A 22,952-nucleotide genomic window follows, 5' to 3' on the forward strand; every position below is an offset into this window, starting at 1 on the left:
CGGGTGAACCCGTGTGTTCTGAAGGGGCTTGGTTAAACTGTGATGTTATCGAAGACACCCAAACCCGCTAAACCCTTGAGGCAAATCACCATGAGCACAGCCATACGCCAAGCCGACCTGATTGAATCCGTTGCCGCCGCCCTCCAGTTCATCAGTTATTACCACCCCGCCGACTACATTGCCCATCTGGCGCGCGCTTACGAGCGGGAACAAAGCGCAGCCGCCAAAGACGCCATCGCCCAAATCCTGACCAACAGCAAGATGAGCGCCACCGGCCACCGCCCGATCTGCCAGGACACCGGCATCGTGAACGTGTTCCTCAAGGTGGGCATGGACGTGCGTTGGGAGGGTTTCACCGGCAGCCTAGACGACGCCATCAACGAAGGGGTACGCCGCGCCTACAACTTCCCGGGCAACACCTTGCGCGCCAGCGTGGTGGCCGACCCCGAGTTTTTGCGCAAAAACACCAAGGACAACACACCCGCCGTCATCAGCTGCGAGATCGTGCCCGGCAACACGGTCGAAGTGACCGTGGCGGCCAAGGGTGGCGGCTCGGAGAACAAAAGCAAGATGTACATGCTCAACCCCGGCGACAGCGTGGTCGACTGGGTGCTGAAAACCGTGCCCACCATGGGCGCGGGCTGGTGCCCACCGGGCATGCTGGGCATCGGCATTGGTGGCACGGCCGAAAAAGCCGTGTTGATGGCCAAGGAAAGCCTAATGGACGACCTGGACATGTATGAATTACAGGCCAAGGCAGCCAGCGGTGCCGAACTCTCCAGCGTTGAAAAACTGCGCCTGGAACTCTTCGAGAAAGTCAACGCGCTGGGCATCGGCGCCCAAGGCCTGGGTGGCCTGACCACGGTGTTGGACGTCAAGATCAAGATGTACCCGACCCACGCTGCCAGCAAACCGATTGCGATGATCCCGAACTGCGCCGCCACCCGCCATGCCCATTTTGTGATGGATGGCAGCGGCCCGGTTTACCTGACACCACCGTCGCTCGACACCTGGCCCGATGTGGCCTGGACACCCGATTACGTCAAGAGCAAAAAAGTCGATCTCAACACCCTGACCAAGGAAGAAGTCGCCAGCTGGAAACCGGGTGACACCTTGCTGCTCAACGGCAAGATGTTGACCGGCCGCGACGCCGCCCACAAACGCATCCAGCAGATGCTGGCCAAGGGTGAAAAACTGCCGGTCGACTTCACCAACCGGGTGATTTATTACGTTGGCCCGGTCGACCCGGTGGGTGACGAAGCGGTCGGCCCGGCTGGCCCGACCACCGCCACCCGGATGGACGGTTTCACCGAGATGATGCTGGCACAGACCGGCCTGATCGCGATGATCGGCAAGTCCGAACGCGGCCCGGTGGCGATTGAGGCCATCAAGAAACACAAGTCGGCCTATTTGATGGCCGTGGGTGGCGCGGCCTACCTGGTCAGCAAAGCCATCAAAACCGCCAAGGTGCTGGGTTTTGCCGACCTGGGCATGGAAGCCATCTACGAGTTCGATGTGGTCGACATGCCGGTCACCGTGGCAGTGGATGCCGCAGGTATCAGCGTGCACAACACCGGCCCGGCCGAATGGAAAGAGCGCATCGCCAGTGGTGAGTTCAAGGGCATCACGGTCACCACAGCGTGAGTTGACTTCGGTTTGACTGAGTTAGATCCTTCTTGCGACCACACGCTGCCAAGGCGCCCCATCGGCGTCTTTGACAGCGGTGTGGGTGGTTTGAGTGTGCTACGTGCCTTGCGGACCGAGTTGCCACACGAAGACTTTGTCTACCTGGCCGACAGCGGTTTTGCGCCCTACGGCGAGCGTGACGAGGCCTTTGTGGTCGAGCGCGCACGCCGTATCACCCACCATCTGCTGCACACCGAACAAGCGCCCATCCAGGCCTTGGTGATTGCCTGCAACACCGCCACTGCGGCGGCGATCCACCTGCTGCGCCAGGAGCTGCCCGGCCTGCCCATCGTGGGTGTTGAGCCCGCCCTGAAGCCCGCAGTGGCCAGCAGCCGCACCAAACGCATCGGCGTGATGGCGACCCGTGGCACGCTGGCCAGCGCCAAGTTCAAGGCCCTGCTGGCCAGGCTGGAGGGGCAAGCCGAGTTTGTCTGCCAGCCCTGCGACGGCCTGGCGGATGCGATTGAACATGCGGACACTTCAAAAATAGTAGCTCTGTGCTCAATCTACACAAGGGCTATCGGCCAATTTGGCTTCAAAGAGGGCGAGGTAGACACCTTGGTGCTGGGCTGCACCCATTACCCCTTTGCCAGTGCCACACTGCGTGAGGTGTTGCCTGCGGGTGTGCAATTGATCGACAACGGTGCACCGGTGGCGCGCCAGACCCGCCGCGTGTTGCCCGACCCGGCCAGTGGCCAACACAGCGGCCAGATCAGGCTACTTAGCACCGGCGACCCGGCCCTGTTGGCCCAGGCCGCAGAGCGCTGGTTGGAGCTGCAAGCACCGGTGCAAGCCTTGCCGGGATAACGGCTGAGCAAATCCCCGCTGAGAGCGGGGCCAGCGGGGTCACACGGCCCAGCGCCTTCCGGGATAATCCCCGGCCATGAACCCACTGTTGCCCCTGCTCCAACCCTACCCTTTCGAGCGCCTGCGCCAGCTGTTTGCCGGTGTCACGCCCAACCCCGCTTACACACCGATCAGCCTGGGCATTGGTGAACCCAAACACGCCACGCCCCCCTTTATCCAGCAGTCGCTGTGTGAGGCGATCAACCGCACCCCCAGCGGTCTGGCCGCTTACCCGGCCACAGCCGGTGAACCCGCGCTGCGCCAGGCCTTTGCCGACTGGATCCAAAAACGTTATGGCCTGAGCGTCAACCCGTTCACCCAAACATTACCCGTCAACGGCTCGCGCGAGGCGCTGTTTTCACTGACCCAAACCATCATCAACCCGGGTGACAGCGCGGTCAGTGGTGTGAAGCCCATCGTGGTCTGCCCCAATCCGTTTTACCAAATCTACGAAGGGGCAGCGCTGCTGGCAGGCGCCGAGCCGTACTACGTGGCGAGTGACCCAGCGCGCAACTTTGCGCCCGATTGGGACAGCGTGCCCGAAGCCGTATGGGCGCGCACCCAGCTGCTGTTTGTCTGCTCGCCCGGCAACCCGACCGGTGCGGTGATGCCCTTGTCTGAGTGGCAGAAGCTGTTGGACCTGAGCGAGCGTTTTGGTTTTGTGATTGCCAGCGACGAGTGTTACAGCGAGATTTACTTCCGCGACGAGCCACCGCTGGGTGGGCTGCAAGCCGCCGCGCAATTGGGCCGCAGCGATTTCAAGAACCTGATTTCACTGACCAGCCTGTCCAAACGCAGCAATGTGCCGGGCCTGCGCAGCGGTTTTGTCGCAGGTGACGCGGCCATCATCAGCGCCTTTTTGCTCTACCGCACCTACCACGGCTGCGCCATGAGCCCGGTGGTGCAAACGGCCAGCATCGCCGCCTGGGCGGATGAAACCCATGTGGTGGCCAACCGCACGCTGTACAGAGCCAAGTTTGCCGAGGTGACGCCGCTGCTGGCCGAGGTGATGGATGTCGCTCTGCCCGATGCCGGCTTTTACCTGTGGGCCAAGGTGGCTGGCGATGAGTTGGCTTTCACCCGCGACCTGTACGCAAATTACAATGTGACCGTGTTGCCGGGTTCGTTCCTGGCGCGCGAAGCGCAGGGCAGCAACCCCGGCGCTGGTCGTATCCGCATGGCACTGGTCGCCGACAGCGCCGAATGTGTGCAAGCCGCTCACCGTATCCGGGACTTTGTCAAACAGCGGTCTGCCGCTTGACCCACCCTTTTTTCCTCTGACTCACCACACCTACCATGACACAACAATTGCAAACCCTTTTGGACGCCGCCTGGGAAGACCGAGCCAACCTGTCTGCTGCCAGTGCCCCCAAAGAAGTGACCGATGCCGTCGAACACGTCATCAACCAGCTCAACAACGGCCAGCTGCGTGTGGCCAGCCGTGACGGTGTGGGCCAGTGGACCACCCACCAGTGGATCAAAAAGGCGGTGCTGCTGAGCTTCCGTCTGCGTGACAACGAGTTGATGAAAGCCGGTGACCTGAGCTTTTACGACAAGGTGCAAACCAAGTTCTCGGACCTGGACGAAGCCGGCATCAAGGCCACCGGCGTGCGCGTGGTGCCCCCCGCCGTGGCGCGCCGTGGCAGCTACCTGGCCAAGGGTGTGATCCTGATGCCCTCGTTTGTGAACATCGGAGCCTATGTGGACGAAGGCACCATGGTTGACACCTGGGCTGCGGTGGGCTCTTGCGCCCAGATCGGCAAAAACGTGCATTTGAGCGGTGGCGTCGGTATTGGCGGTGTGCTGGAACCCATGCAAGCCAACCCAACCATCATCGAAGACAACTGCTTCATCGGCGCCCGCTCCGAAATCGTCGAAGGTGTCATCGTCGAAGAAAACTCGGTGATCTCCATGGGTGTCTACATCGGCCAAAGCACCCCGATTTATGACCGTGCCACCGGCACCGTGACTTATGGCCGTATTCCGGCCGGCTCGGTCGTGATCTCCGGCAACCTGCCCAAGGACGGCGGCAAGTACAGCCTGTACGCGGCCATCATCGTCAAGCGTGTTGATGCCCAAACCCGGGCCAAGACCAGCCTGAACGACCTGCTGCGCGACTGATCCCCCACCCTGCAGCGCGCGCCCTCCTCCACCCACCCAAAGGCACACCCACATGGCCAGCACCGACAGCCCCAACGAGGGCACCATGCGCCGTTTGTTGCGGCTGATGTCCGAGAAGCGTGCCTCGGACATCTACCTGTCGGCGCACTCACCGGCGCTGATCCGCATCAACGGTGTGTGTGTGCCGATCAACAGCCAGCTGCTGCCGCCCGATGCGCCGCTGAGCCTGCTGTGCGAGATTCTTCCTGAGCAGCAGATCCAGGAGCTCAAAGCCAACAACGAGCTCAATGTGGGCTGGTCGATGACGGGGGTCGGGCGCTTTCGTGTCAGCGCCTTGCGCCAGCGTGGCTCGTTTGCGGTGGTGATCCGTTTTATCGTCAACGAGGTGCCACCGATGTCGACACTGTCGCTGCCGGCGGTGCTGGCCGATCTGATGCTGCAAAAACGCGGCTTGATCCTGATGGTGGGAGCCACCGGCTCGGGCAAAAGCACCACGCTGGCCTCGATGATCGACCACCGCAACGCCAATTTGTCGGGGCACATCCTGACCATTGAAGACCCGATTGAGTTTTTGTTCAAGAACAAACGCTCGGTGGTGAATCAGCGCGAGATCGGCACCGACACCGAGTCCTTGCAGATAGCGCTGAAAAACGCGCTGCGCCAGGCACCTGACGTGATCATGATCGGCGAAATCCGCGACCAAGACACCATGACGGCGGCCATCACCTACGCCCAGACCGGCCACCTGTGCCTGGCCACCTTGCACGCCAACAACAGCTACCAGGCGCTCAACCGGATCTTGAGCTTCTTCCCGGTGGAAGTGCGGCCCACCATGCTGGGAGATCTGGCCGCCTCGCTGCGGGCCATCGTCTCGCAGCGGCTGCTGCAAACCGTGGCCAGCACCCGCACACCGGCGGTGGAGATCATGCTCAACACCCGACTGGTGAGTGAAATGATCGAAAAAGGCAACTTCTCGGGCATCGTCGAGGCCATGGAAAAGTCCCTGGCCGAAGGCAGCCAGACCTTTGAGCAAGACATTGCCCGCCTCATCATGGCCGGCATCGTCGAGCGCAAGGAAGGCCTGGCCAATTCCGACTCCCCCACCAACCTGATGTGGCGCCTGCAGAACGACTTCACCAGCCAGGCCAACTCATTGGCCAAGGCCAATGAGCCCGACCCGGACGACCGGGCCACCTTCACCGAAATCACCCTGGACATGAGCCAGTAGCCAGCCCGCGCCCATGACCGCCACACTCGACCTGGCCCAGCAACTGATTGCCTGCCCTTCTGAAACACCTCTTGACGCGGGTTGCCTGCCCCTGATCGGCCAGCGCCTGGCCGCCCTGGGTTTTGTGCTGGAAACCCTGCATTGCGGCCCCAAAGACCAGAGCGTCACCAATTTATGGGCGAAACGGCCCTCAGCCCTTATAAAACAAGGGGGTACAGCTAGCAAGTTGATAGTTTTTGCAGGCCACACCGATGTGGTGCCCAGCGGCCCGCTGACCAGTTGGCACAGCCCACCCTTCACGCCCAGCGTGCGCGACGGCAAGCTCTATGGGCGTGGCGCGGCCGACATGAAGACCTCGCTCGCGGCCTTTGTGGTGGCCACCGAAGAGTTCCTCCACGCCCACCCGGACACCCCGCTGGCGATTGGCTTTTTGCTCACCAGCGACGAGGAAGGCCCGGCGCTTGACGGCACGGTGCGCGTGGTGAACCTGCTGCGTGAACGCGGCGAGCGGCTGGACTACTGCATTGTGGGTGAACCGACCTCGGTGCAACGCACCGGCGACATGATCAAGAACGGTCGGCGTGGCTCACTCAGTGGCAGGCTCACCGTCAAAGGGGTGCAAGGCCACATCGCCTACCCGCATCTGGCCAACAACCCGATCCACCAACTGGCGCCCGCGTTGGCCGAGCTGGTGGCCACCGAGTGGGACGCGGGCAATGCCTTCTTTCCACCCACCACCTGGCAGGTCAGCAACATCCATGGCGGCACCGGCGCGGGCAATGTGATTCCGGGCACGGTGGTGGTGGATTTCAACTTCCGTTTCAGCACCGAATCAACACCAGAATCCTTGCAAACACGGCTGCAAGACGTGCTGACCCGGCATGGGCTGGACGTTGACCTGGTCTGGACCCTGAGTGGTCTGCCGTTTTTGACCCCACCCGGCACCCTGGTCGACGCGGTGGTGGCCGCCGTCCAGGCCGAGACCGGCCTGACACCCGAACTTTCCACCAGCGGTGGCACCAGCGACGGGCGCTTCATCGCCAGCATCTGCCCGCAGGTGATTGAGTTGGGCCCACCCAATGCCAGCATCCACAAACTCAACGAACACATTGCCCTGGCCGACATTGAGCCTTTAAAAAACATCTACCGCCGCGTGCTGGATAACCTGAGTACCTGATTGCCCATGCCCTCGTCTCCCTCCTCCTCCCTGACCCTGCTGCAATGCGTCCAGCAGGCAGAACAACAGCTGATCCAGGCCGGTGTCGCTTTTGGTCATGGCACGACCAATGCCTTTGACGAGGCCGCCTGGCTGGTGTTGTGGCGCCTGGGCCTGCCGCTGGACACCTCGCTCGACCCCGACGATGAATCATCAAAATTCGCTTTAACCCCCGAAGAGAAAGGGCTGATAGCTACATTAATTGAAGCACGCATCGACACCCGCCAACCCGCCGCCTACCTGACCAAAGAGGCCTGGTTGCAGGGTGTGGCTTTTTATGTGGATGAGCGCGTCATCGTGCCACGTTCACTGATTGCCGAAGTGCTGATGGAGGGCAACCTGGACTACTGGCTCAGCGCCGAGACCCACCGCGTGCTCGATTTGTGCACCGGCAACGGCAGCCTGGCGGTGATCGCCGCCATGGTCTACCCGGATGTCAAAGTACAGGCCTCCGACATCAGCCAGGATGCGCTCGATGTGGCTCGTATCAACATCGATCGCCACGGCCTGCATGATCGGATTGCGCTGCGTCAGGGCGACGGCATTCCCAAAACCGGCAGCCACTACGACCTGATCCTGTGCAACCCGCCTTACGTGAACGCCCAAAGCATGGCAGAGTTACCGCCTGAGTTCAAGGCCGAACCGGCGCTGGCGCTGGATGGCAACACGGCGGGCGGCAGCGATGGCATGGACTTCATCCGCCAGCTGTTGTCGGATGCGCCTGCACAGATGTCACCCGAAGCCGTTTTGGTGCTCGAGATTGGCCATGAACGCCCCCACTTCGAGGCTGCTTTTCCCGAGCTGGAAGTGATCTGGATGGAGACCAGCGCGGGCGAAGACCAGGTGCTGCTGATGACACGCGAAGCCCTGTTGGACTACCAAGCGCAGGCCAAGCAGACCACCTCCCAGCTCTTTACTTTGCGCAGCGTCACCACTGCGGAAGACTACGCGCTGTTTGGCCAACTGCTGAAGGAGTACGCGGACAAGGATCTGGCCGACGCCGCCAACAGCAGCATCTGGAAAGATCTGGAGGCCTTGCCTGAGCGTTATGGCCCGCCCCACGGTGCCGCCTTGCTGGCCTACGCCGGTGACACACTGGCTGGTTGTGGCGCCCTCACCAGCACCCAACACACCGGCGTGGCCGAGGTCAAACGCATTTATGTGCGCGAGGCTTTTCGCCGCCAGGGCCTAGCCCGCACCCTCACGCAACAATTGATGGCGCAAGCGCAAGACCTGGGCTACCACACCGCAGCCATCAGCACCTGGCCTGAGAACACCCAGGCCCTGGCGCTGTACCAACAACTGGGCTTTGAGCCCATTGCCCCGTTCAAAGTCCATCCCTACGCACAACTGGTTTTTCTGGGCGTGCCGCTCAGCCCGGCCACACCCAAGCTCCCTACATGATCACCCTCAAAAATGTCACCCTGCGCCGCAGCGCCAAAGTCCTGCTCGAAGGCGCCTCCGTCACCCTGAACCCCGGCGAAAAAGTGGGCCTGGTCGGGCGAAACGGCGCGGGCAAATCCTCGCTGTTTGCCTTGTTCAACGGCAGCCTGCACGAAGATGTGGGTGAGTACTACATCCCGACCCAGTGGCGCATGGGCCAGGTGGCCCAGGACATGCCTGAAACGGAGCAATCCGCCACCGACTTTGTGGTCGACGGCGACACCGCCCTGCTGGCGGCGCAACAGGAAGTCACCGCGTCTGAAGCCACCGAAGACTACGACCGCATGGCCCACGCCTACATGGCCTTGCAGGATGCTGGCGCCCATGACGCACCGGCACGCGCGCAGGCGCTGATCCTGGGCCTGGGTTTCAAAACTACCGAACTCACCAACCCGGTCAACAGCTTCTCAGGCGGCTGGCGCATGCGCCTGCAACTCGCCCGTGCGCTGATGTGCCCGAGCGACCTGCTGCTGCTGGACGAACCGACCAACCACTTGGACTTGGATGCCTTGGTCTGGTTGGAGGCCTGGTTGCAGCGTTACCAGGGCACGATGATTGTCATCAGCCATGACCGCGAATTCCTGGATGCGGTCACAAACGTCACCCTGCACATCGACGCGGGCAAACTGGTGCGTTACGGCGGCAACTACAGCAAGTTTGAGGACATGCGCGCCGAAAAGATGGAGTTACAACAAGCGGCGTTTGCCAAACAGCAGGACAAAATCGCCCACCTCAAGAAGTTCATTGACCGCTTCAAGGCCAAGGCCAGCAAGGCCAAACAGGCGCAAAGCCGGGTCAAGGCGCTGGACCGCATGGAAAAGATTGCGCCGCTGTTGTCCGAGGCCGACTTCACCTTCGAGTTCAAGGAACCGGCGAACCTGCCCAACCCGATGTTGTCGATGACCGGTGTGAGTTTTGGTTACCCCGCACCGGACGACGCGCCTGAAGGCACGCCCCCCACCGTGATCGTCCATAACGTCAGCAAGTCGGTGCTGGCAGGCCAGCGCATTGGCATCCTGGGCGCCAACGGCCAGGGCAAATCGACCCTGGTGAAAACCATCGCGCGTGATTTACAAGCCATCGGTGGTGAGATCACCGAGGGCAAGGGCCTGAACATCGGCTACTTTGCCCAGCAGGAGTTGGATGTGTTGCGCCCCACCGACACGCCGCTGGAGCACATGATCCGCCTGGTCAAAGACATGACGGCGGCTGGCAAGATCGCCGGTCAACAAACACGTGAGCAGGACTTGCGCAGTTTCCTGGGCACCTTCAACTTCAGCGGCGACATGGTCAAACAGGCCGTGGGCAGCATGAGCGGCGGCGAAAAAGCCCGGCTGGTGCTGTGCATGATGGTCTGGCAGCGGCCCAACCTGCTGCTGATGGACGAGCCCACCAACCACCTGGACCTCGCCACCCGCGAGGCGCTGGCGATGGCGCTCAACGAGTTTGAGGGCACGCTGATGCTGGTCAGCCATGACCGGGCGCTGCTGCGCTCAGTCTGTGACGAGTTCTGGATGGTGTCACGCGGCGGTGTGGAACCGTTTGACGGTGACCTGGACGACTACCAGAAATACCTGCTCGATGAAGCCAAACGCCAGCGTGAAGCCATCAAGGAAGCCAGCAGCGCCGCCGCCAAGGCCGAGCGCAAAGCCCAGGCCGAAGCTGCTGCGGCGGCGACCAAAGCCAAATCCAAACCCGCACCCACCGGCTCACTGAAGCGCAAGTTGCAGGACATTGAGGCGCGCATGGCGGTGCTCAATACCGAAGGCGCGGCGTTGGAAGGCCACTTGAGCCAGTCACCGCCACCGTCCGACTTTGCCAACCTGGGTAAACGCCTGAAAGCTGTGAACGAAGAGCTGCAGGGCCTGGAAGAACAGTGGCTGGAGGTATCGCAGCAAATAGAATCAGCCACATCCTGAGTCCGGGCTCGCTTTCACGGGGAAAACAACATGATTTTGGTCACTGGCGGCGCTGGTTTTATCGGCGCCAACTTCGTCCTCGATTGGCTGGCCCACAGCAACGAGCCCGTCCTCACCCTCGACAAACTCACCTACGCTGGCAATGTGGAAAACCTGCACAGCCTGCAAGGTGACGCCCGCCACACCCTGGTGCAAGGCGACATCGGTGACCGGGCCCTGGTAACCCAGTTGCTGGCCCAGCACCAGCCGCGCGCGGTCATCAACTTTGCGGCTGAGAGCCATGTGGACCGCAGCATCCACGGCCCCGGCGACTTCATCCAGACCAACATCGTTGGCACCTTCAACCTGCTCGAAGCCGTGCGCGGCTACTGGTCTGGCTTGCCTGCCGAGCAAAAGGCAGCCTTCCGCTTCCTGCATGTGTCCACCGACGAAGTTTATGGCTCCTTGGCCAAAGATGATCCGGCCTTTACCGAGTCCAGCCACATCGAGCCCAACAGCCCATATTCCGCCAGCAAGGCTGCCAGCGACCACCTGGTGCGCGCCTGGCACCACACCTACGGCCTGCCGGTGCTCACCACCAACTGTTCCAACAACTACGGCCCCTACCACTTCCCCGAGAAACTCATCCCGCTGCTGATCGTCAACTCTTTGGCAGGCAAACCGCTACCGGTGTACGGTGACGGCCAGCAGATCCGCGACTGGTTATATGTCAAAGACCACTGCAGCGCGATCCGCCGTGTCTTGGAAGCGGGCCGCCTGGGTGAAACCTACAACGTTGGCGGCTGGAACGAAAAGGCCAACCTGGACATCGTGCACACCGTCTGCGCTCTGCTTGATGAATTACGCCCGCGCGCCGACGGCCAAGCCTACAAAAATCAGATCACCTATGTGACCGACCGCCCCGGCCATGACCGCCGTTACGCCATCGATGCACGCAAGCTCGAATCTGAACTGGGCTGGAAACCGGCTGAAACGTTTGAGACCGGTATCCGCAAAACCGTGTTGTGGTACCTGGACAACCCGGAGTGGGTGACACACGTGCAAAGTGGTGCTTACCGCGACTGGGTGCAAAAACAATACGCCTGACAGAAGCTCCCCCTCATGAAAATCCTTCTCCTGGGCAAAAGCGGCCAAGTCGGCTGGGAATTACAACGCAGCCTAAGCACCTTGGGTGAACTCATTGCGCTGGACCAGAACAGCAGCGACTACTGCGGTGACTTCAGCAACCTGACTGGTCTGGCCGACACGGTGCGCAGTGTGCACCCGGACATCATCGTCAACGCCGCCGCCCACACCGCGGTTGACAAAGCCGAGAGTGAACCGGAACTGGCTCGCACCCTCAATGCCCTGGCACCGCAAGTGCTGGCCACAGAAGCGGCCAAACTCGGCGCCTGGCTGATCCACTACAGCACCGACTACGTCTTTGACGGCAGTGGTGAGACCCCCTGGGTCGAGACCGACACCCCCAGCCCTTTGAGCGTGTACGGCGCCACCAAGCTCGAAGGTGAACAGCTGATAACCGCCGCCAACCCGCGCCACCTGATCTTCAGAACCAGCTGGGTTTATGCGGCCCGCGGTGGCAACTTTGCCAAAACCATGCTGCGCCTGGCGCAGGAGCGAGACAAACTCACCGTCATCAACGACCAGATCGGTGCCCCCACCGGGGCGGATCTGCTGGCCGATGTGACAGCACATGCCATTCGCCAGCTCACCCAAGGAAAAAGCTACACCGCACCAAGCAGCGCCAACGCAGACACCCTGGCAGGCATCTACCACCTGGTCGCCAGCGGGCAAACCAGCTGGTTTGACTACGCCAAACACGTTCTGGCCCAGGCCCAGCTTGTGCAACCCGCTCTCCAGATCAAAGCACAGCAGGTCGATCCGGTGCCCACCAGCGCCTTCCCGACACCAGCCAAACGCCCGTTTAACTCTCGCTTGAATACGGCCAAGCTGCAAGCCAGCTTTGGTCTGACCCTGCCGCCATGGCAAACCGGGGTCAACCGTTTGCTGGCAGAGATTCTTTAAACCTCCAGGGAGCAGACAGATGAGCAATACAAGCAGTCCGACCAGCAGCCCGGCCCTTAGCCGCAAAGGCATCATCTTGGCCGGTGGCTCCGGCACCCGGCTTTATCCGGTGACCCAGGCGGTCAGCAAACAGCTGATGCCGGTGTATGACAAGCCGATGATCTATTACCCCCTGAGCACCCTGATGCTCTCGGGCATCCGTGAGGTGCTGATCATCTCCACCCCACAGGACACCCCACGTTTTGCCGAGTTGCTGGGCGACGGCAGCCAATGGGGCATGGCCATCAGCTACGCAGTGCAACCCAGCCCTGACGGTCTGGCCCAGGCCTTCATCATCGGGCGCGAGTTTGTCGGCAAAAACCCGAGTGCCCTGGTGCTGGGTGACAACATCTTCTACGGCCACGACCTGGTCAAACAGCTGACCCATGCCAATGCCAACCCGGTGGGGGCCAGCGTCTTTGCCTACCATGTGCATGACCCCGAGCGTTATGGTGTGGTGGCCTTTGACGAGCAGATGCGCGCCATCAGCATCGAAGAAAAGCCCAAGGCCCCCAAGAGCAACTATGCGGTGACCGGCCTGTACTTCTATGACAACCAGGTATGTGACATTGCGGCCAGCATCCAGCCCTCGCACCGAGGTGAGCTGGAGATCACCGATGTGAACAAACGTTATCTGGAACAGAACCAGCTCAACGTCGAGATCATGGGCCGCGGTTACGCCTGGCTCGATACCGGCACCCATGACAGCCTGCTGGAAGCGGCCAGCTTCATCGCCACCCTGCAAAAGCGCCAGGGCCTGCAAGTGGCCTGCCCGGAAGAGATTGCCTTTGCGCAGAAGTGGATTGATGCAGCGCAGATCCAGAAGCTGGCGACACCGCTGGCCAAGAATGGGTATGGGCAGTATCTGCTGGGCCTCATCAACTGATCATCTAAGCAACTAATTAAATTCATAGCTGCAAGCCCTGATCAAACAACGGCTGGAGCCTTATTTATGCCTTATACCGTCATCCCCACCCAATTGCCCGATGTGCTGATCCTGGAGCCCAAAGTCTTTGGGGACGCCAGAGGTTTTTTCTTTGAGAGTTTCAACGCGCGGGACTTTGCCCAGTGCACCGGGCTGGATGTGGCCTTTGTGCAGGACAACCACAGCAAGTCAGCCCAAGGGGTGCTGCGGGGTCTGCACTACCAGATCCAGCACCCGCAGGGCAAGCTGGTGCGGGTGACACAGGGTGAGGTGTTTGATGTGGCGGTGGACTTGCGCAAAAGCTCACCCACCTTTGGGAAATGGGCTGGTGTGGTGTTGTCGGCTGAGAACAAGCGCCAGCTCTGGGTACCACCGGGTTTTGCGCATGGGTTTGTGGTGACCAGTGAGAGTGCAGAGTTCCTGTACAAGACCACCGATTACTGGTACCCCGAGTTTGAGCGCAGTCTGTTGTGGAATGACCCGAGCGTGGGCATCACCTGGCCGATTCAGAGCGAACCCTTGCTGGCGGCCAAGGACAAGGCGGCTGCCACTCTGGATACCGCTGAAGTCTTTTTATAAAACCCGCAAACCTGTTATCAACCGATCTTTCTGCACAGTTTGGATCCAATAAAAAAGCCCGCACAAAGCGGGCCTTTTTGTGTCTGGTGACATACCCGTCGCCATCAGCCCATGTGCAGCCCACCATTGACCGAAAACTCGGCGCCAGTCGCGTAACCACCCTCATCCGACGCCAGCCAGGCAATGATGGAGGCGATCTCAGAGGGTTCACCCAGGCGTTTGACCGGCACCGTGGCCACAATTTTCTCAAGCACTTCCTGTCGGATGGCTTTAACCATGTCGGTGCCGATGTAGCCTGGGCTCACCGTGTTGACCGTGACACCTTTGTTGGCCAGTTCCTGCGCCAGCGCCATCGAAAAGCCGTGCATGCCGGCCTTGGCTGCCGAGTAGTTGGTCTGCCCGGCCTGCCCCTTGACACCGTTCACACTGCTGATATTGATGATACGGCCCCAGCCTTTTTCCACCATGTCACCGACCACCTGTTTGGTGACGTTGAACATCGAGTTGAGGTTGGTTTCGATCACCGCGTCCCAGTCTTCGCGGGTCATCTTCAGGAACATGCGGTCACGCGTGATGCCCGCGTTGTTGATCAGCACATCAATGCTGCCGTGCTCGGCCTTGGCCTTGCTGAACGCGGCCACGGTGGAGTCCCAGTCACCCACATTGCCAGCCGAGGCGTAAAAAGTGAAACCGGCCGCCGCCTGTTCGGCCAGCCACTTGGCGTAGTCGCGTGTCGGGCCGCAGCCAGCAATGACCTTGAACCCCTCTCTGCTCAGCCGCTGGCAGATGGCGGTACCGATACCACCCATGCCACCCGTGACGTACGCTACTTTTTGACTCATCGATTGCTCCTCTTTGTCCATCATTGAGTCGCAATGATAGACGGGGAATCAACGCTCCAAGGCGAGGGAAACCCCCATGCCACCACCAATACACAGGGCAGCCAGGCCTTTTTTGGCATTTCGGCGCTGCATTTCGTGTAACAGTGTTACCAAGATACGACAACCAGACGCACCAATCGGGTGGCCGATGGCAATCGCACCCCCGTTCACGTTGACCTTGGCCGGGTCCACTTCGAGCTGCTGGTTCACCGCACAGGCCTGGGCGGCAAAGGCTTCATTGAGCTCAAACAGATCCACATCCTGCACCTTCCAGCCAGCGCGCGCCAGTGCCTTGCGCGACGCAGGCACCGGGCCCAGGCCCATCTGCGCCGGATCCAGCCCGCTGGTGCCAAACGCGGCAATCCGTGCCAGGGGTGTCAGGCCCAGAGCCGCCGCCTTTTTGGCCGTCATGACCAGCACAGCAGCGGCACCATCATTGATGCCAGATGCATTGCCAGCGGTCACCGTCCCGGTCTTGTCAAACGCCGGGCGCAGGCCCGCCAGCGCCTCAGCGTTGGTCTTGCGGTTCAGGAACTCATCGGTGTTGAACACCAGCGGATCCCCCTTTCGCTGAGGAATGCTCACGCTAACGATTTCATCCTTGAACCGACCCGCATCCTGCGCGGCGGCGGCCTTGAGCTGGCTGCCAAGGGCCAGCACGTCTTGCATGTCACGGGTGATACCGCAGGCCTTGGCCACGTTTTCGGCGGTGATGCCCATGTGGTAGTTGTTGTAGACGTCCCACAGGCCGTCCACAATCATCGAGTCGATCATCTTCCAATCACCCATGCGCTGGCCGTCGCGGCTGCCTTGCAGCACGTGCGGGCTGGCGCTCATGTTTTCCTGGCCACCGGCGATCACGATGTCGCTGTCACCCCAGGCCACGGCTTGTGCTGCCAGCATGACCGCCTTGAGCCCCGAGCCACACACCGCATTGATCGTCAGCGCCGGAGTTTCTTGGCTCAGGCCCGCCTTCAACGTGGCCTGGCGCGCCGGGTTTTGCCCCTGGCCAGCCGCCAGCACCTGGCCCATGATGACCTCCCCCACCTGATCGGGCGAAAGCTTGGCACGTGCCAAGACCTCACGGATCACGATGCTGCCCAACTCGGGCGCGGCCACCTTGGCCAGAGAACCACCAAACTTGCCCACTGCGGTACGCGCTGCCGAAACGATAACGATGTCTTCCATGCTGCTTCCAGAGTTGTAGTTAGAAAAAAGAACGTCCAAAAAGTGGGGTCAGGCCTTGGCCAGCACATACCGACCGGGCGCGGGCTCAATCACCTTGTGTTTGCCCTTGCCGTAGGTCTTGGGTGCGGCGATTTGTTTACCCGCCTGGGCTGCCAACCAGGTCGACCAGTCGGTCCACCAGCTGCCAGGGTGTTCCACCGCGCCTTGCATCCACTCGTCGTGGGTCTTGGGCAACTTGTCGTCATCACGCACCCAGTAACAACGCTTGTTTTTGGCCGGTGGGTTGATCACCCCGGCAATGTGGCCCGAAGCCCCCATGACAAAACGCTTTTTACCCGGCAGGTATTGCGTGGTGGCGTAGGCACCGTTGATCGGCACGATGTGGTCCTCGCGCGAGCCGTAGATGTACACCGGCATATCGACCTTGCCCAGATCCACCTTTTGCCCACACACCGTGGCCTGCCCCGGCTTGGTGAGTTTGTTTTCCAAATAGGTGTTGCGCAGGTACCAGGCGTAAAACGGGCCTGGCAGGTTGGTGCTGTCGCTGTTCCAGTACAGCAGATCAAACGGTGGCGGTGTTTCACCCTTGAGGTAGTTGCCCACCACATAGTTCCAGACCAGATCGTTGGGTCGCAAAAAGCTGAAGGTGGTGGCCAAATCACCACCCTTCATCAAGCCGCCCTTGCCCATTTCCAGTTCGCGGTATTTGACAAACGCCTCGTCAATGAACAGGTCCAGCACACCGGTGTCGGAAAAATCCAGCATCGAGGTCAGGAAGGTGGCACTGGCCACCGGCTTTTCACCACGCGCGGCCAGCACCGCCAATGCCGTGCCCAGCATGGTGCCGCCCACACAAAAGCCCAGCGCGTTGATGGTTTTGGCGCCAGACACCTCCTGCGTCACCGTGATGGCCTTGATGACCGCGTTCTCAATGTAGTCGTCCCAGGTGGCTTTGGCCAGGGAGGCGTCGGGGTTACGCCAGCTAACCAGGAAGGTGCGGTGACCCTGCGCTACCGCATATCGCACCACCGAGTTCTCCGGCTGCAGGTCCAGGATGTAGAACTTGTTGATACAAGGCGGCACCAGCAGGAAGGGTTTCTCGTAGACCTTGTCGGTCAGAGGTTTGTATTCGATCAGCTGGAACAGCTCGTTCTCAAACACCACCGCACCTTCGGTGGTAGCAACGTTTTTGCCCACATGGAACAGGCTCTCGTCAGTCATCGAGATGTGGCCTTGCTGCATGTCGTGCAGCAGGTTTTGCAGGCCTTTGCTGATGCTCTCGCCATTGGTTTCCAGCGCCTTTTTCTGCGCTTCGGCGTTGAGCGCCATGAAGTTGCTAGGGGCGGCTGCGGCGGTAAGTTGCTCTACCGTGAAGCGGATGCGGGCACGGGTTTTGTCATCGGTGTCCACCGCTTCGGCCATGGCAGCCAGTGTCTTGGCATTGAGCAGATACGCCGCAGCGGTAAAAGCCGCCATCGGGTTGGCGGCCCAGGCCGGATCGGCAAAACGCCGGTCTTTGAGCACATGCTCGCCTTTGAAGCTGTTGCTCCAGAGCTCGGTCGCATCCTTGAGAAACTGTTGCTGCAACTCCTGCAGCTTGTCTGGCGAGAAAGAGACGGTTGGCGGCTTGGTTGTGGGCGCCATCAGCTTGGCACCGGCCTGGCCCAGGTCCATGTTCTTGAACGACTCAAAGGCCTTGCCCCAGGTGTCAACCATGGATTGCTGGAACTGCTGCGCCGTTTGCAACCATTGTTGCTGTGTCTCTTCTTTCATGGGTTACCCTTTCTCAGCCAGGTTGATGACAAAACCCTAGTATGCTGGAAGAAGGCATTCGGCAAGCTGACAAACAGCTCAAAAGACCCACACCCCAAGCAGGGTTAGGCTGCGGCCACGACCACCCGGTTGCGCCCCGCACGCTTGGCGCTGTACAAGGCAGCGTCCGCTTTCTGGAGCCAGGCCTTGGCAGCGAGGTCCGCACCGTGCACCCAGGCCAGGCCGATGCTGACGGTCACCGGGATCGGCAGACCGTCGTGCTCGATGCGCAAAGCAGCCACCTTCTCACACAAGCGCCGGGCAATGGCCAAGGCCTCGGCTTCTGCCACAACAGGAAGGTAGATCACGAACTCCTCCCCGCCCACACGTGCCAGCAAGTCCGAGCTGCGCAACTCTTCCTGCAGACACCGGGCAAAGGCGACCAACACCTGGTCACCCGCAGCATGGCCGTGGTGATCATTGATCTGTTTGAAACGGTCGATATCCAGCTGAGCAATGGCGCTGTGGGCAGGCAACACAAGCGGCAGGCGTTGCGCCAGCCAACGCCGGTTTCCCGTGCCGGTCAAGGGGTCGGTCAATGCCGCCAACTCCAATCGGACTTCTGCGCGCTCGTTGGACAGGGTGGCCACAGCCAGCGCGATGCCAAAGTGACAGAACATCTGCACATAAAAAGCCCAGGCAAATCCGTCCGATCCGGCGGTACCTGTCACGATGTACACCAACCGCAGAGCATAGATGCCGCCACTCAATGCCAGCAAAGCGGCCAGCAGCGTGCGTGATGGCAGGGGTTCATGACGGCGGTCGCGCAAGGTGTCAAAGGTACACACCGCCAGCACCAGCGCCGCTGCCCCATGGAATACCCCCGCCCGGGTGAGGTTCTGCAAGGGGAAACCGGTGACAACGCCCACCATCAGAACAGCCGCCAGCAGCATCCACATGACACGCCAGCGCACACGCCAGCGACCACTAAACTGGCGTACCCCCACCCAGAAGCAGATGTAGCCGCCCACGCCCAACAGCAGACTGCCATGGGTCCATATCCATGCGGGCAACACGGCGTTTTCACCGCTCCAGGCCACCGCCGACCCCAGGGCCAGCAAAAGGTACGCAGCCGCCAGATACGCCAAGCCCTGGGGCCTGCAGGAATGACGGCGGATGTGGACGATGCTCAAGGCCCCTGCCACCAGGGAGGTGTTGTAGACCAGGATAACGGTGGGCAAATCCAGATGAAGATTCATGTGTCTTACAGCCTGCACAGGCTGTGGTTTAGTAACCATCCCCCTGCAAAGCCGGGGTTTTCATATTGTGAGCCGCTACGAGCGGTGTCCGAATTTTTGTGTAAACGGGGCGGACATCAGTTGACGGAGATGCGATCTCCAAACTGAATAGTAAATCGCGTCAGGGCAGCCTTCCAATCCCTGATAGGCATCGTCCATTTCTGACTGATGTTGCGCAGGGCCAGATAAAACAGTTTGGTTAACGCATCATCACTTGGGAAGGAACCCCGGTTCTTGGTCAGCTTACGCATGACTCATGCTCACCGACTCGATGGCATTAGTTGTGTAAATCACCCTCCTGATCTCCGGCGTGTAGTCAAAGAACGGCTTCAGGCGACTCCAGTTCCGGCGCCAGGACTGGCCAATGGGCAGATACTGGGCATCCCAGCGATCCTCGAATTCACCGAGCATCAGCTCTGCCCGCTCGGCCGTGGCCGCCGTATAGATGCCGCGCAGGTCGCTAGCCATCTCCTTCCAGCGCGTCCAAGACACATAGTGCAGACTCACCGGCCATGGTGATGCCGATGGCTAGATACACCGCCTTGACTTCGTCGGCCACGGCGTCGGTCACGAATGAGATCAGGCTGGCCGAAACCTCGGTGCCGTACATCTCCTCCAAGTGGCTCCGGATCTCGCGCACCGTCACACCACGGGCGTACAGGGACATGATCTTGTCGTCAAAGCCTGCCCAGTGGGTCTGGTGCTTGGGGATGAGTTGGGGCTCAAAGCTGCCCTTGCGGTCACGGGGTACTTCGATGGGCAACTCACCGAACTCACCCTTGCGGGCCTTCTCCACCAGCCGCTTTGTCAGCTGCTTGAGCAGGCCGTTCTCGCCTATCAGTTCTTAAGGCGTTTTGTAATCGGCCAACGGGCTGGCCGGCAGTTCTTCGGGAACGTCGTGTTTTTTGGTTGTCATTGTGTTTGCGGACATGCAGGCTCGCGCCTGCGTTGGATGGTTCGTTTACGCAAAACCCTGCTGACCCTCAGGCCTGCAACAGCGAAGCAAGGCCTGCCATGAGTGCAGCACCGTCAAGCCGAACAGCCGACAGCCGCACCAGGCTGCGGGCCGCGAAGGCCCACAGGAATGTCGCGAGATAAAGGAGCACTGCGAGGATGTTGCGCAGATGTTCAGCTTCATCGAACGGCATGCCGAACGCACCAAGGCAGACCAGAGCCAGGCCGATCAGACCCCAACCAAAGGCGTAGCCGCCGACGATGGCGGCCACGACACGTTCCAGAATCGACAGCCGGGGTGTCACCCGTGAAGCGACTGAATTCACTGCGTTTATGCAATGAGCATCACATCCATCAAAAATGGTGTTTCAGGTTGAGCGACAACTTCCGTGGTTCACCAAAGGTGGAATAGTCTCTGCTTTCGAGGTAGGCACGATAGGTTCGATCAAACAGGTTGCTGACTGCGAAGGTCAGTTCCGTCTTGGGGTCGATCTGGTATTTGGCGTTCAAACCAATCAGTGAAAACCCGCTTTGGCGAATTGTGTAAGGATTGCCGGAAACTTCGCTTGTTCCTTCAAGGTAGGTTTTGCTGTACACACTCACATTGCCGCCAAGCGTCCAAGCGGTTCCTGGAAGTTTGTAATTGGACGCAAAGCGCACACTGTGCTGGGGAAGGTGGGTCATGTAAGACTGCCCCTGGTTGCTGCCCGAGGCGTATTTGCTGCTCACGTAGGTGTAGCCTGCACTGATGTTCCAGCCCAGCTGAATTTCACCATTCGCGCTCAAATCCAGGCCCTGGCTGAGCACCTTGTCCGACGCGGTGTAGCAATAGCCGCCGCACACGTTTGATGCGCTGTAAGCCACAGACTCATCAAGCTTGGCAAGATTGGTCTGTTCCAGCCGAAAGACCGCCGCAGCGACGTTCAGACGCTTGTCGAGTAATTCCCCCTTGATGCCCACTTCGTAATTGGAACCAAGCACCGGTTTGAGTGCGTTGCCATCGGCGCTCTTGCTGCTTTGTGGCGTAAAAATGTCCGAATAACTGACGTAGGCCGAGTATTGCTTGTTGAGGTCGTAAATCAGCCCGGCGTAGGGTGTCAGGACGCCACTCTCCTTTTGGCTGGCAATGCCGGTCGTCAAGTCTTTGTCCTCGTAATTGCTGACACGGGCACCGACAATCAATTTCAGTGGGTCGGCCAAGCTGAAGCGCCCCACCCCATAGACGCCCGTTTGCGTGATTTTTGATCCACCGGCATAGCCGGTGCCGTCGGCAACCTCGCCGAGTGCCGCAGGATCAAACGTGTAAACGTTGATCGAGGTGGAGGCGGCGTTGCCCGACCCTTGATAGCTAAAGCGTTTACTGGATCCGTTAAAACCAAAGGCAAGTTCGTGCTGGCGCCCCCAGAAATCCACGGGGCCAGAGGCGTAAACATCCATGGCATGGGTCGTAATTTGTCGTTGAAAGCTCTTCTCCCGCTCCAGGGTCATGCCTTCCCCTGTTGTTGTATCGAGGTCGCCCGAGATGTAACTGTAGTTCTGGATATCGCCATCGGTCCGGCCATGGCTGTAGGCGGCCTTAAACTGCCAACCCGCCGCGAGTTTTTGTGCCAGTTCCACGGTGTAAAGCGTGTATTCCTTGGTCGTCTGGTTATTGGCATCACCAAAGAAGGAAGATCGATCCAGGCTGGCGTCACTGCCATCTGCAGCAAATGGCACGCCAAAATGATTCCGGCCCGTCTGCTTCTGGTACTGAACACTGCCGCTGAGCGTGGTTGTTTCCGTCAAGTCGACTTCGACAATGCCATACGCGCCGCGCCGATCTTTGTAAACATAGTCCACAAACGAGTCGCTGTCTTCAGCCACAGCCACCAGTCGCCCCCGAATACGGCCCGACTCCACCAGCGGTCCCGACACATCCCCAACAACCCGGCGCTGATCCCATGAACCCAACTGCACTTCGGCCTGCCCTTGGAAGGATTCGGTGGGCCGTTTACGGACCAGGTTGATCGTGCCGCCGGGGTTACCGGCGCCACTCAACAAACCCGAAGCCCCCTGAAGCACTTCCACCCGATCAAGAAAAGCATTGTCAATCTGGGGGTTGTCGTTCCAGTCACTTATGCCTGTAGGATTTGGAATGCCGTCATATTGCGACTGCAACTCGAAACCACGGCTGTAGTAGAGGCTGCCATTGTTGCCGCGGTCAGCAACCAAGACTCCGCTGGTGGCTTTCAGCGCATCGTCCACCGACGTCATCGAGAAATCGTCCATTTGCTGGCGCGTGACCACGGTCACCGTCTGCGGGGTTTCGCGTGGCGAGAGCGCGAGTTTAGTGGCTGTGTTGGTGTACGACGCCTTGTAAGAGCCCGAACCTTCGCTGGTTCCGCTGTGATCAGCGCTGGCCGTCACGACCACGGGTACCAGGGTGGTCTCGCTGCTCGCATCGGGCCGTGCCTTGATCGTCACGGCATTGCCGTCCACATGCGCCACCAGACCACTGCCGACCAGCAGGCGATCCAAGGCCTGCCGGGGCGTGAGGCGACCGGACACTGCCGGTGCAGCCTTGCCTGCCACCAACACCTGAGGTACCGCCAATTGCGTGCCGGTCTGCCGTGCCCAGGCATTCAGAGCCTCACCCAGCGGCTGGGCTGTGATGCTGATCTGGCGCGGGCTGGTATCTTGCAATGCATCCGAGTGGGTCTGGGCCCACAAGGAGCTACAACCAAGGGCGAAGCAAACGGCCAGAGCCAGCGGGGCAGGACGAGGAAAAAAACGACTCATGAGTACTCCAGAAAAACAACATTAAGAATGATTCTTATTTGTGTAGACGCAGCACACCTGCAATTGCCGGATGG

At 60.3% G+C, this 22,952-nt stretch carries 18 protein-coding genes and 2 pseudogenes; 13 read left to right on the plus strand and 7 right to left on the minus strand.

All coding sequences use genetic code 11. The features are described 5' to 3' along the window. Window positions 1-90: 90 nt before the first annotated feature. From KKO72_RS00175 to rfbC, 13 genes and pseudogenes are all read left to right on the plus strand, one after another. Entirely contained in the window at window positions 91-1,644 is a 1,554-nt protein-coding gene (locus KKO72_RS00175; protein ID WP_214934127.1) for a fumarate hydratase, read from the plus strand. A gap of 12 nt (window positions 1,645-1,656) precedes the next feature. After that, on the plus strand, window positions 1,657-2,493 hold the full coding sequence (gene murI, locus KKO72_RS00180; RefSeq protein WP_251140354.1) for a glutamate racemase: 837 nt from the start codon (window positions 1,657-1,659) through the stop codon (window positions 2,491-2,493). 76 nt (window positions 2,494-2,569) lie between these two features. Then, window positions 2,570-3,793, plus strand: coding sequence for a succinyldiaminopimelate transaminase (gene dapC / locus KKO72_RS00185; protein ID WP_214934130.1), 1,224 nt, complete (start codon window positions 2,570-2,572; stop codon window positions 3,791-3,793). A gap of 35 nt (window positions 3,794-3,828) precedes the next feature. Beyond that, window positions 3,829-4,653, plus strand: a complete 825-nt coding sequence (gene dapD / locus KKO72_RS00190) for a 2,3,4,5-tetrahydropyridine-2,6-dicarboxylate N-succinyltransferase (RefSeq protein WP_214934133.1) — start codon at window positions 3,829-3,831, stop codon at window positions 4,651-4,653. Window positions 4,654-4,705: 52 nt separating this feature from the next. Beyond that, window positions 4,706-5,881 (plus strand): PilT/PilU family type 4a pilus ATPase, encoded by a 1,176-nt coding sequence (locus KKO72_RS00195; RefSeq protein WP_251140355.1) that lies wholly within the window; start codon window positions 4,706-4,708, stop codon window positions 5,879-5,881. A 13-nt stretch (window positions 5,882-5,894) separates the two neighbouring features. Continuing rightward, window positions 5,895-7,058, plus strand: coding sequence for a succinyl-diaminopimelate desuccinylase (gene dapE, locus KKO72_RS00200; RefSeq protein ID WP_214934136.1), 1,164 nt, complete (start codon window positions 5,895-5,897; stop codon window positions 7,056-7,058). Between the two features lie 6 nt (window positions 7,059-7,064). After that, a pseudogene (prmB, locus tag KKO72_RS20820) lies at window positions 7,065-7,970 on the plus strand (50S ribosomal protein L3 N(5)-glutamine methyltransferase); the annotation flags it as partial. Continuing rightward, window positions 7,950-8,501 carry an N-acetyltransferase gene (locus KKO72_RS20825; RefSeq protein ID WP_251140378.1) on the plus strand — a complete coding sequence of 184 codons (552 nt, stop codon included), beginning with the start codon at window positions 7,950-7,952 and terminating at the stop codon, window positions 8,499-8,501. The pseudogene prmB and the gene KKO72_RS20825, both read left to right, overlap by 21 nt. Then, window positions 8,498-10,459, plus strand: a complete 1,962-nt coding sequence (locus tag KKO72_RS00210) for an ABC-F family ATP-binding cassette domain-containing protein (RefSeq protein ID WP_214934141.1) — start codon at window positions 8,498-8,500, stop codon at window positions 10,457-10,459. The genes KKO72_RS20825 and KKO72_RS00210 overlap by 4 nt, the downstream gene beginning before the upstream one ends. Window positions 10,460-10,489: 30 nt before the next feature. Further along, complete coding sequence (rfbB, locus tag KKO72_RS00215; protein ID WP_214934146.1) at window positions 10,490-11,545, plus strand: dTDP-glucose 4,6-dehydratase; 1,056 nt, start codon at window positions 10,490-10,492, stop codon at window positions 11,543-11,545. A 15-nt stretch (window positions 11,546-11,560) separates the two neighbouring features. Next, a complete protein-coding gene (gene rfbD, locus KKO72_RS00220; RefSeq protein WP_214934149.1) occupies window positions 11,561-12,484 on the plus strand; it encodes a dTDP-4-dehydrorhamnose reductase in 924 nt (307 codons plus the stop codon). A gap of 19 nt (window positions 12,485-12,503) precedes the next feature. Next, the gene (gene rfbA, locus KKO72_RS00225; protein WP_214934151.1) at window positions 12,504-13,409 is read left to right on the plus strand and encodes a glucose-1-phosphate thymidylyltransferase RfbA; all 906 of its coding nucleotides are present in this window, start codon (window positions 12,504-12,506) and stop codon (window positions 13,407-13,409) included. 66 nt (window positions 13,410-13,475) lie between these two features. Then, on the plus strand, window positions 13,476-14,027 hold the full coding sequence (gene rfbC, locus KKO72_RS00230) for a dTDP-4-dehydrorhamnose 3,5-epimerase (RefSeq protein WP_214934153.1): 552 nt from the start codon (window positions 13,476-13,478) through the stop codon (window positions 14,025-14,027). Window positions 14,028-14,131: 104 nt separating this feature from the next. Here the strand turns inward: rfbC and phbB are convergent, their stop codons facing one another. The 7 genes and pseudogenes from phbB to KKO72_RS00265 form a co-directional block, all read right to left on the minus strand. Then, window positions 14,132-14,869, minus strand: a complete 738-nt coding sequence (phbB, locus tag KKO72_RS00235; protein WP_214934155.1) for an acetoacetyl-CoA reductase — start codon at window positions 14,867-14,869, stop codon at window positions 14,132-14,134. Window positions 14,870-14,917: 48 nt separating this feature from the next. Then, window positions 14,918-16,096, minus strand: coding sequence for an acetyl-CoA C-acetyltransferase (locus KKO72_RS00240; protein WP_214934157.1), 1,179 nt, complete (start codon window positions 16,094-16,096; stop codon window positions 14,918-14,920). Between the two features lie 48 nt (window positions 16,097-16,144). Next, window positions 16,145-17,869 (minus strand): class I poly(R)-hydroxyalkanoic acid synthase, encoded by a 1,725-nt coding sequence (gene phaC / locus KKO72_RS00245; protein WP_214934159.1) that lies wholly within the window; start codon window positions 17,867-17,869, stop codon window positions 16,145-16,147. Window positions 17,870-17,973: 104 nt separating this feature from the next. Continuing rightward, window positions 17,974-19,107, minus strand: a complete 1,134-nt coding sequence (locus KKO72_RS00250; protein WP_214934161.1) for a GGDEF domain-containing protein — start codon at window positions 19,105-19,107, stop codon at window positions 17,974-17,976. A gap of 116 nt (window positions 19,108-19,223) precedes the next feature. Next, window positions 19,224-19,987, minus strand: a pseudogene (locus KKO72_RS00255) (transposase). Between the two features lie 142 nt (window positions 19,988-20,129). Continuing rightward, a complete protein-coding gene (locus KKO72_RS00260) occupies window positions 20,130-20,372 on the minus strand; it encodes an iron uptake protein (protein WP_371736787.1) in 243 nt (80 codons plus the stop codon). Window positions 20,373-20,454: 82 nt separating this feature from the next. Next, window positions 20,455-22,878: a TonB-dependent siderophore receptor gene (locus KKO72_RS00265; protein WP_214934164.1), complete on the minus strand. Its 2,424-nt coding sequence runs from the start codon at window positions 22,876-22,878 to the stop codon at window positions 20,455-20,457. Between the last annotated feature and the right edge of the window lie 74 nt (window positions 22,879-22,952).

Origin of the sequence: Rhodoferax sp. U11-2br, from assembly GCF_018619435.1 — a bacterium.
Classification (GTDB): domain Bacteria; phylum Pseudomonadota; class Gammaproteobacteria; order Burkholderiales; family Burkholderiaceae_C; genus Rhodoferax.

Coding starts and splice junctions, on each gene's coding strand:
- dapC (WP_214934130.1), top strand. CDS start 2,570: ATGAACCCACTGTTGCCCCTGCTCCAACCCTACCCTTTCGAGCGCCTG.
- KKO72_RS00265 (WP_214934164.1), bottom strand. CDS start 22,878: ATGAGTCGTTTTTTTCCTCGTCCTGCCCCGCTGGCTCTGGCCGTTTGC.
- phbB (WP_214934155.1), bottom strand. CDS start 14,869: ATGAGTCAAAAAGTAGCGTACGTCACGGGTGGCATGGGTGGTATCGGT.
- dapE (WP_214934136.1), top strand. CDS start 5,895: ATGACCGCCACACTCGACCTGGCCCAGCAACTGATTGCCTGCCCTTCT.
- rfbA (WP_214934151.1), top strand. CDS start 12,504: ATGAGCAATACAAGCAGTCCGACCAGCAGCCCGGCCCTTAGCCGCAAA.
- KKO72_RS00250 (WP_214934161.1), bottom strand. CDS start 19,107: ATGAATCTTCATCTGGATTTGCCCACCGTTATCCTGGTCTACAACACC.
- KKO72_RS00195 (WP_251140355.1), top strand. CDS start 4,706: ATGGCCAGCACCGACAGCCCCAACGAGGGCACCATGCGCCGTTTGTTG.
- rfbC (WP_214934153.1), top strand. CDS start 13,476: ATGCCTTATACCGTCATCCCCACCCAATTGCCCGATGTGCTGATCCTG.
- KKO72_RS00175 (WP_214934127.1), top strand. CDS start 91: ATGAGCACAGCCATACGCCAAGCCGACCTGATTGAATCCGTTGCCGCC.
- rfbD (WP_214934149.1), top strand. CDS start 11,561: ATGAAAATCCTTCTCCTGGGCAAAAGCGGCCAAGTCGGCTGGGAATTA.
- phaC (WP_214934159.1), bottom strand. CDS start 17,869: ATGAAAGAAGAGACACAGCAACAATGGTTGCAAACGGCGCAGCAGTTC.
- KKO72_RS00210 (WP_214934141.1), top strand. CDS start 8,498: ATGATCACCCTCAAAAATGTCACCCTGCGCCGCAGCGCCAAAGTCCTG.
- KKO72_RS00240 (WP_214934157.1), bottom strand. CDS start 16,096: ATGGAAGACATCGTTATCGTTTCGGCAGCGCGTACCGCAGTGGGCAAG.
- KKO72_RS20825 (WP_251140378.1), top strand. CDS start 7,950: ATGACACGCGAAGCCCTGTTGGACTACCAAGCGCAGGCCAAGCAGACC.
- rfbB (WP_214934146.1), top strand. CDS start 10,490: ATGATTTTGGTCACTGGCGGCGCTGGTTTTATCGGCGCCAACTTCGTC.
- dapD (WP_214934133.1), top strand. CDS start 3,829: ATGACACAACAATTGCAAACCCTTTTGGACGCCGCCTGGGAAGACCGA.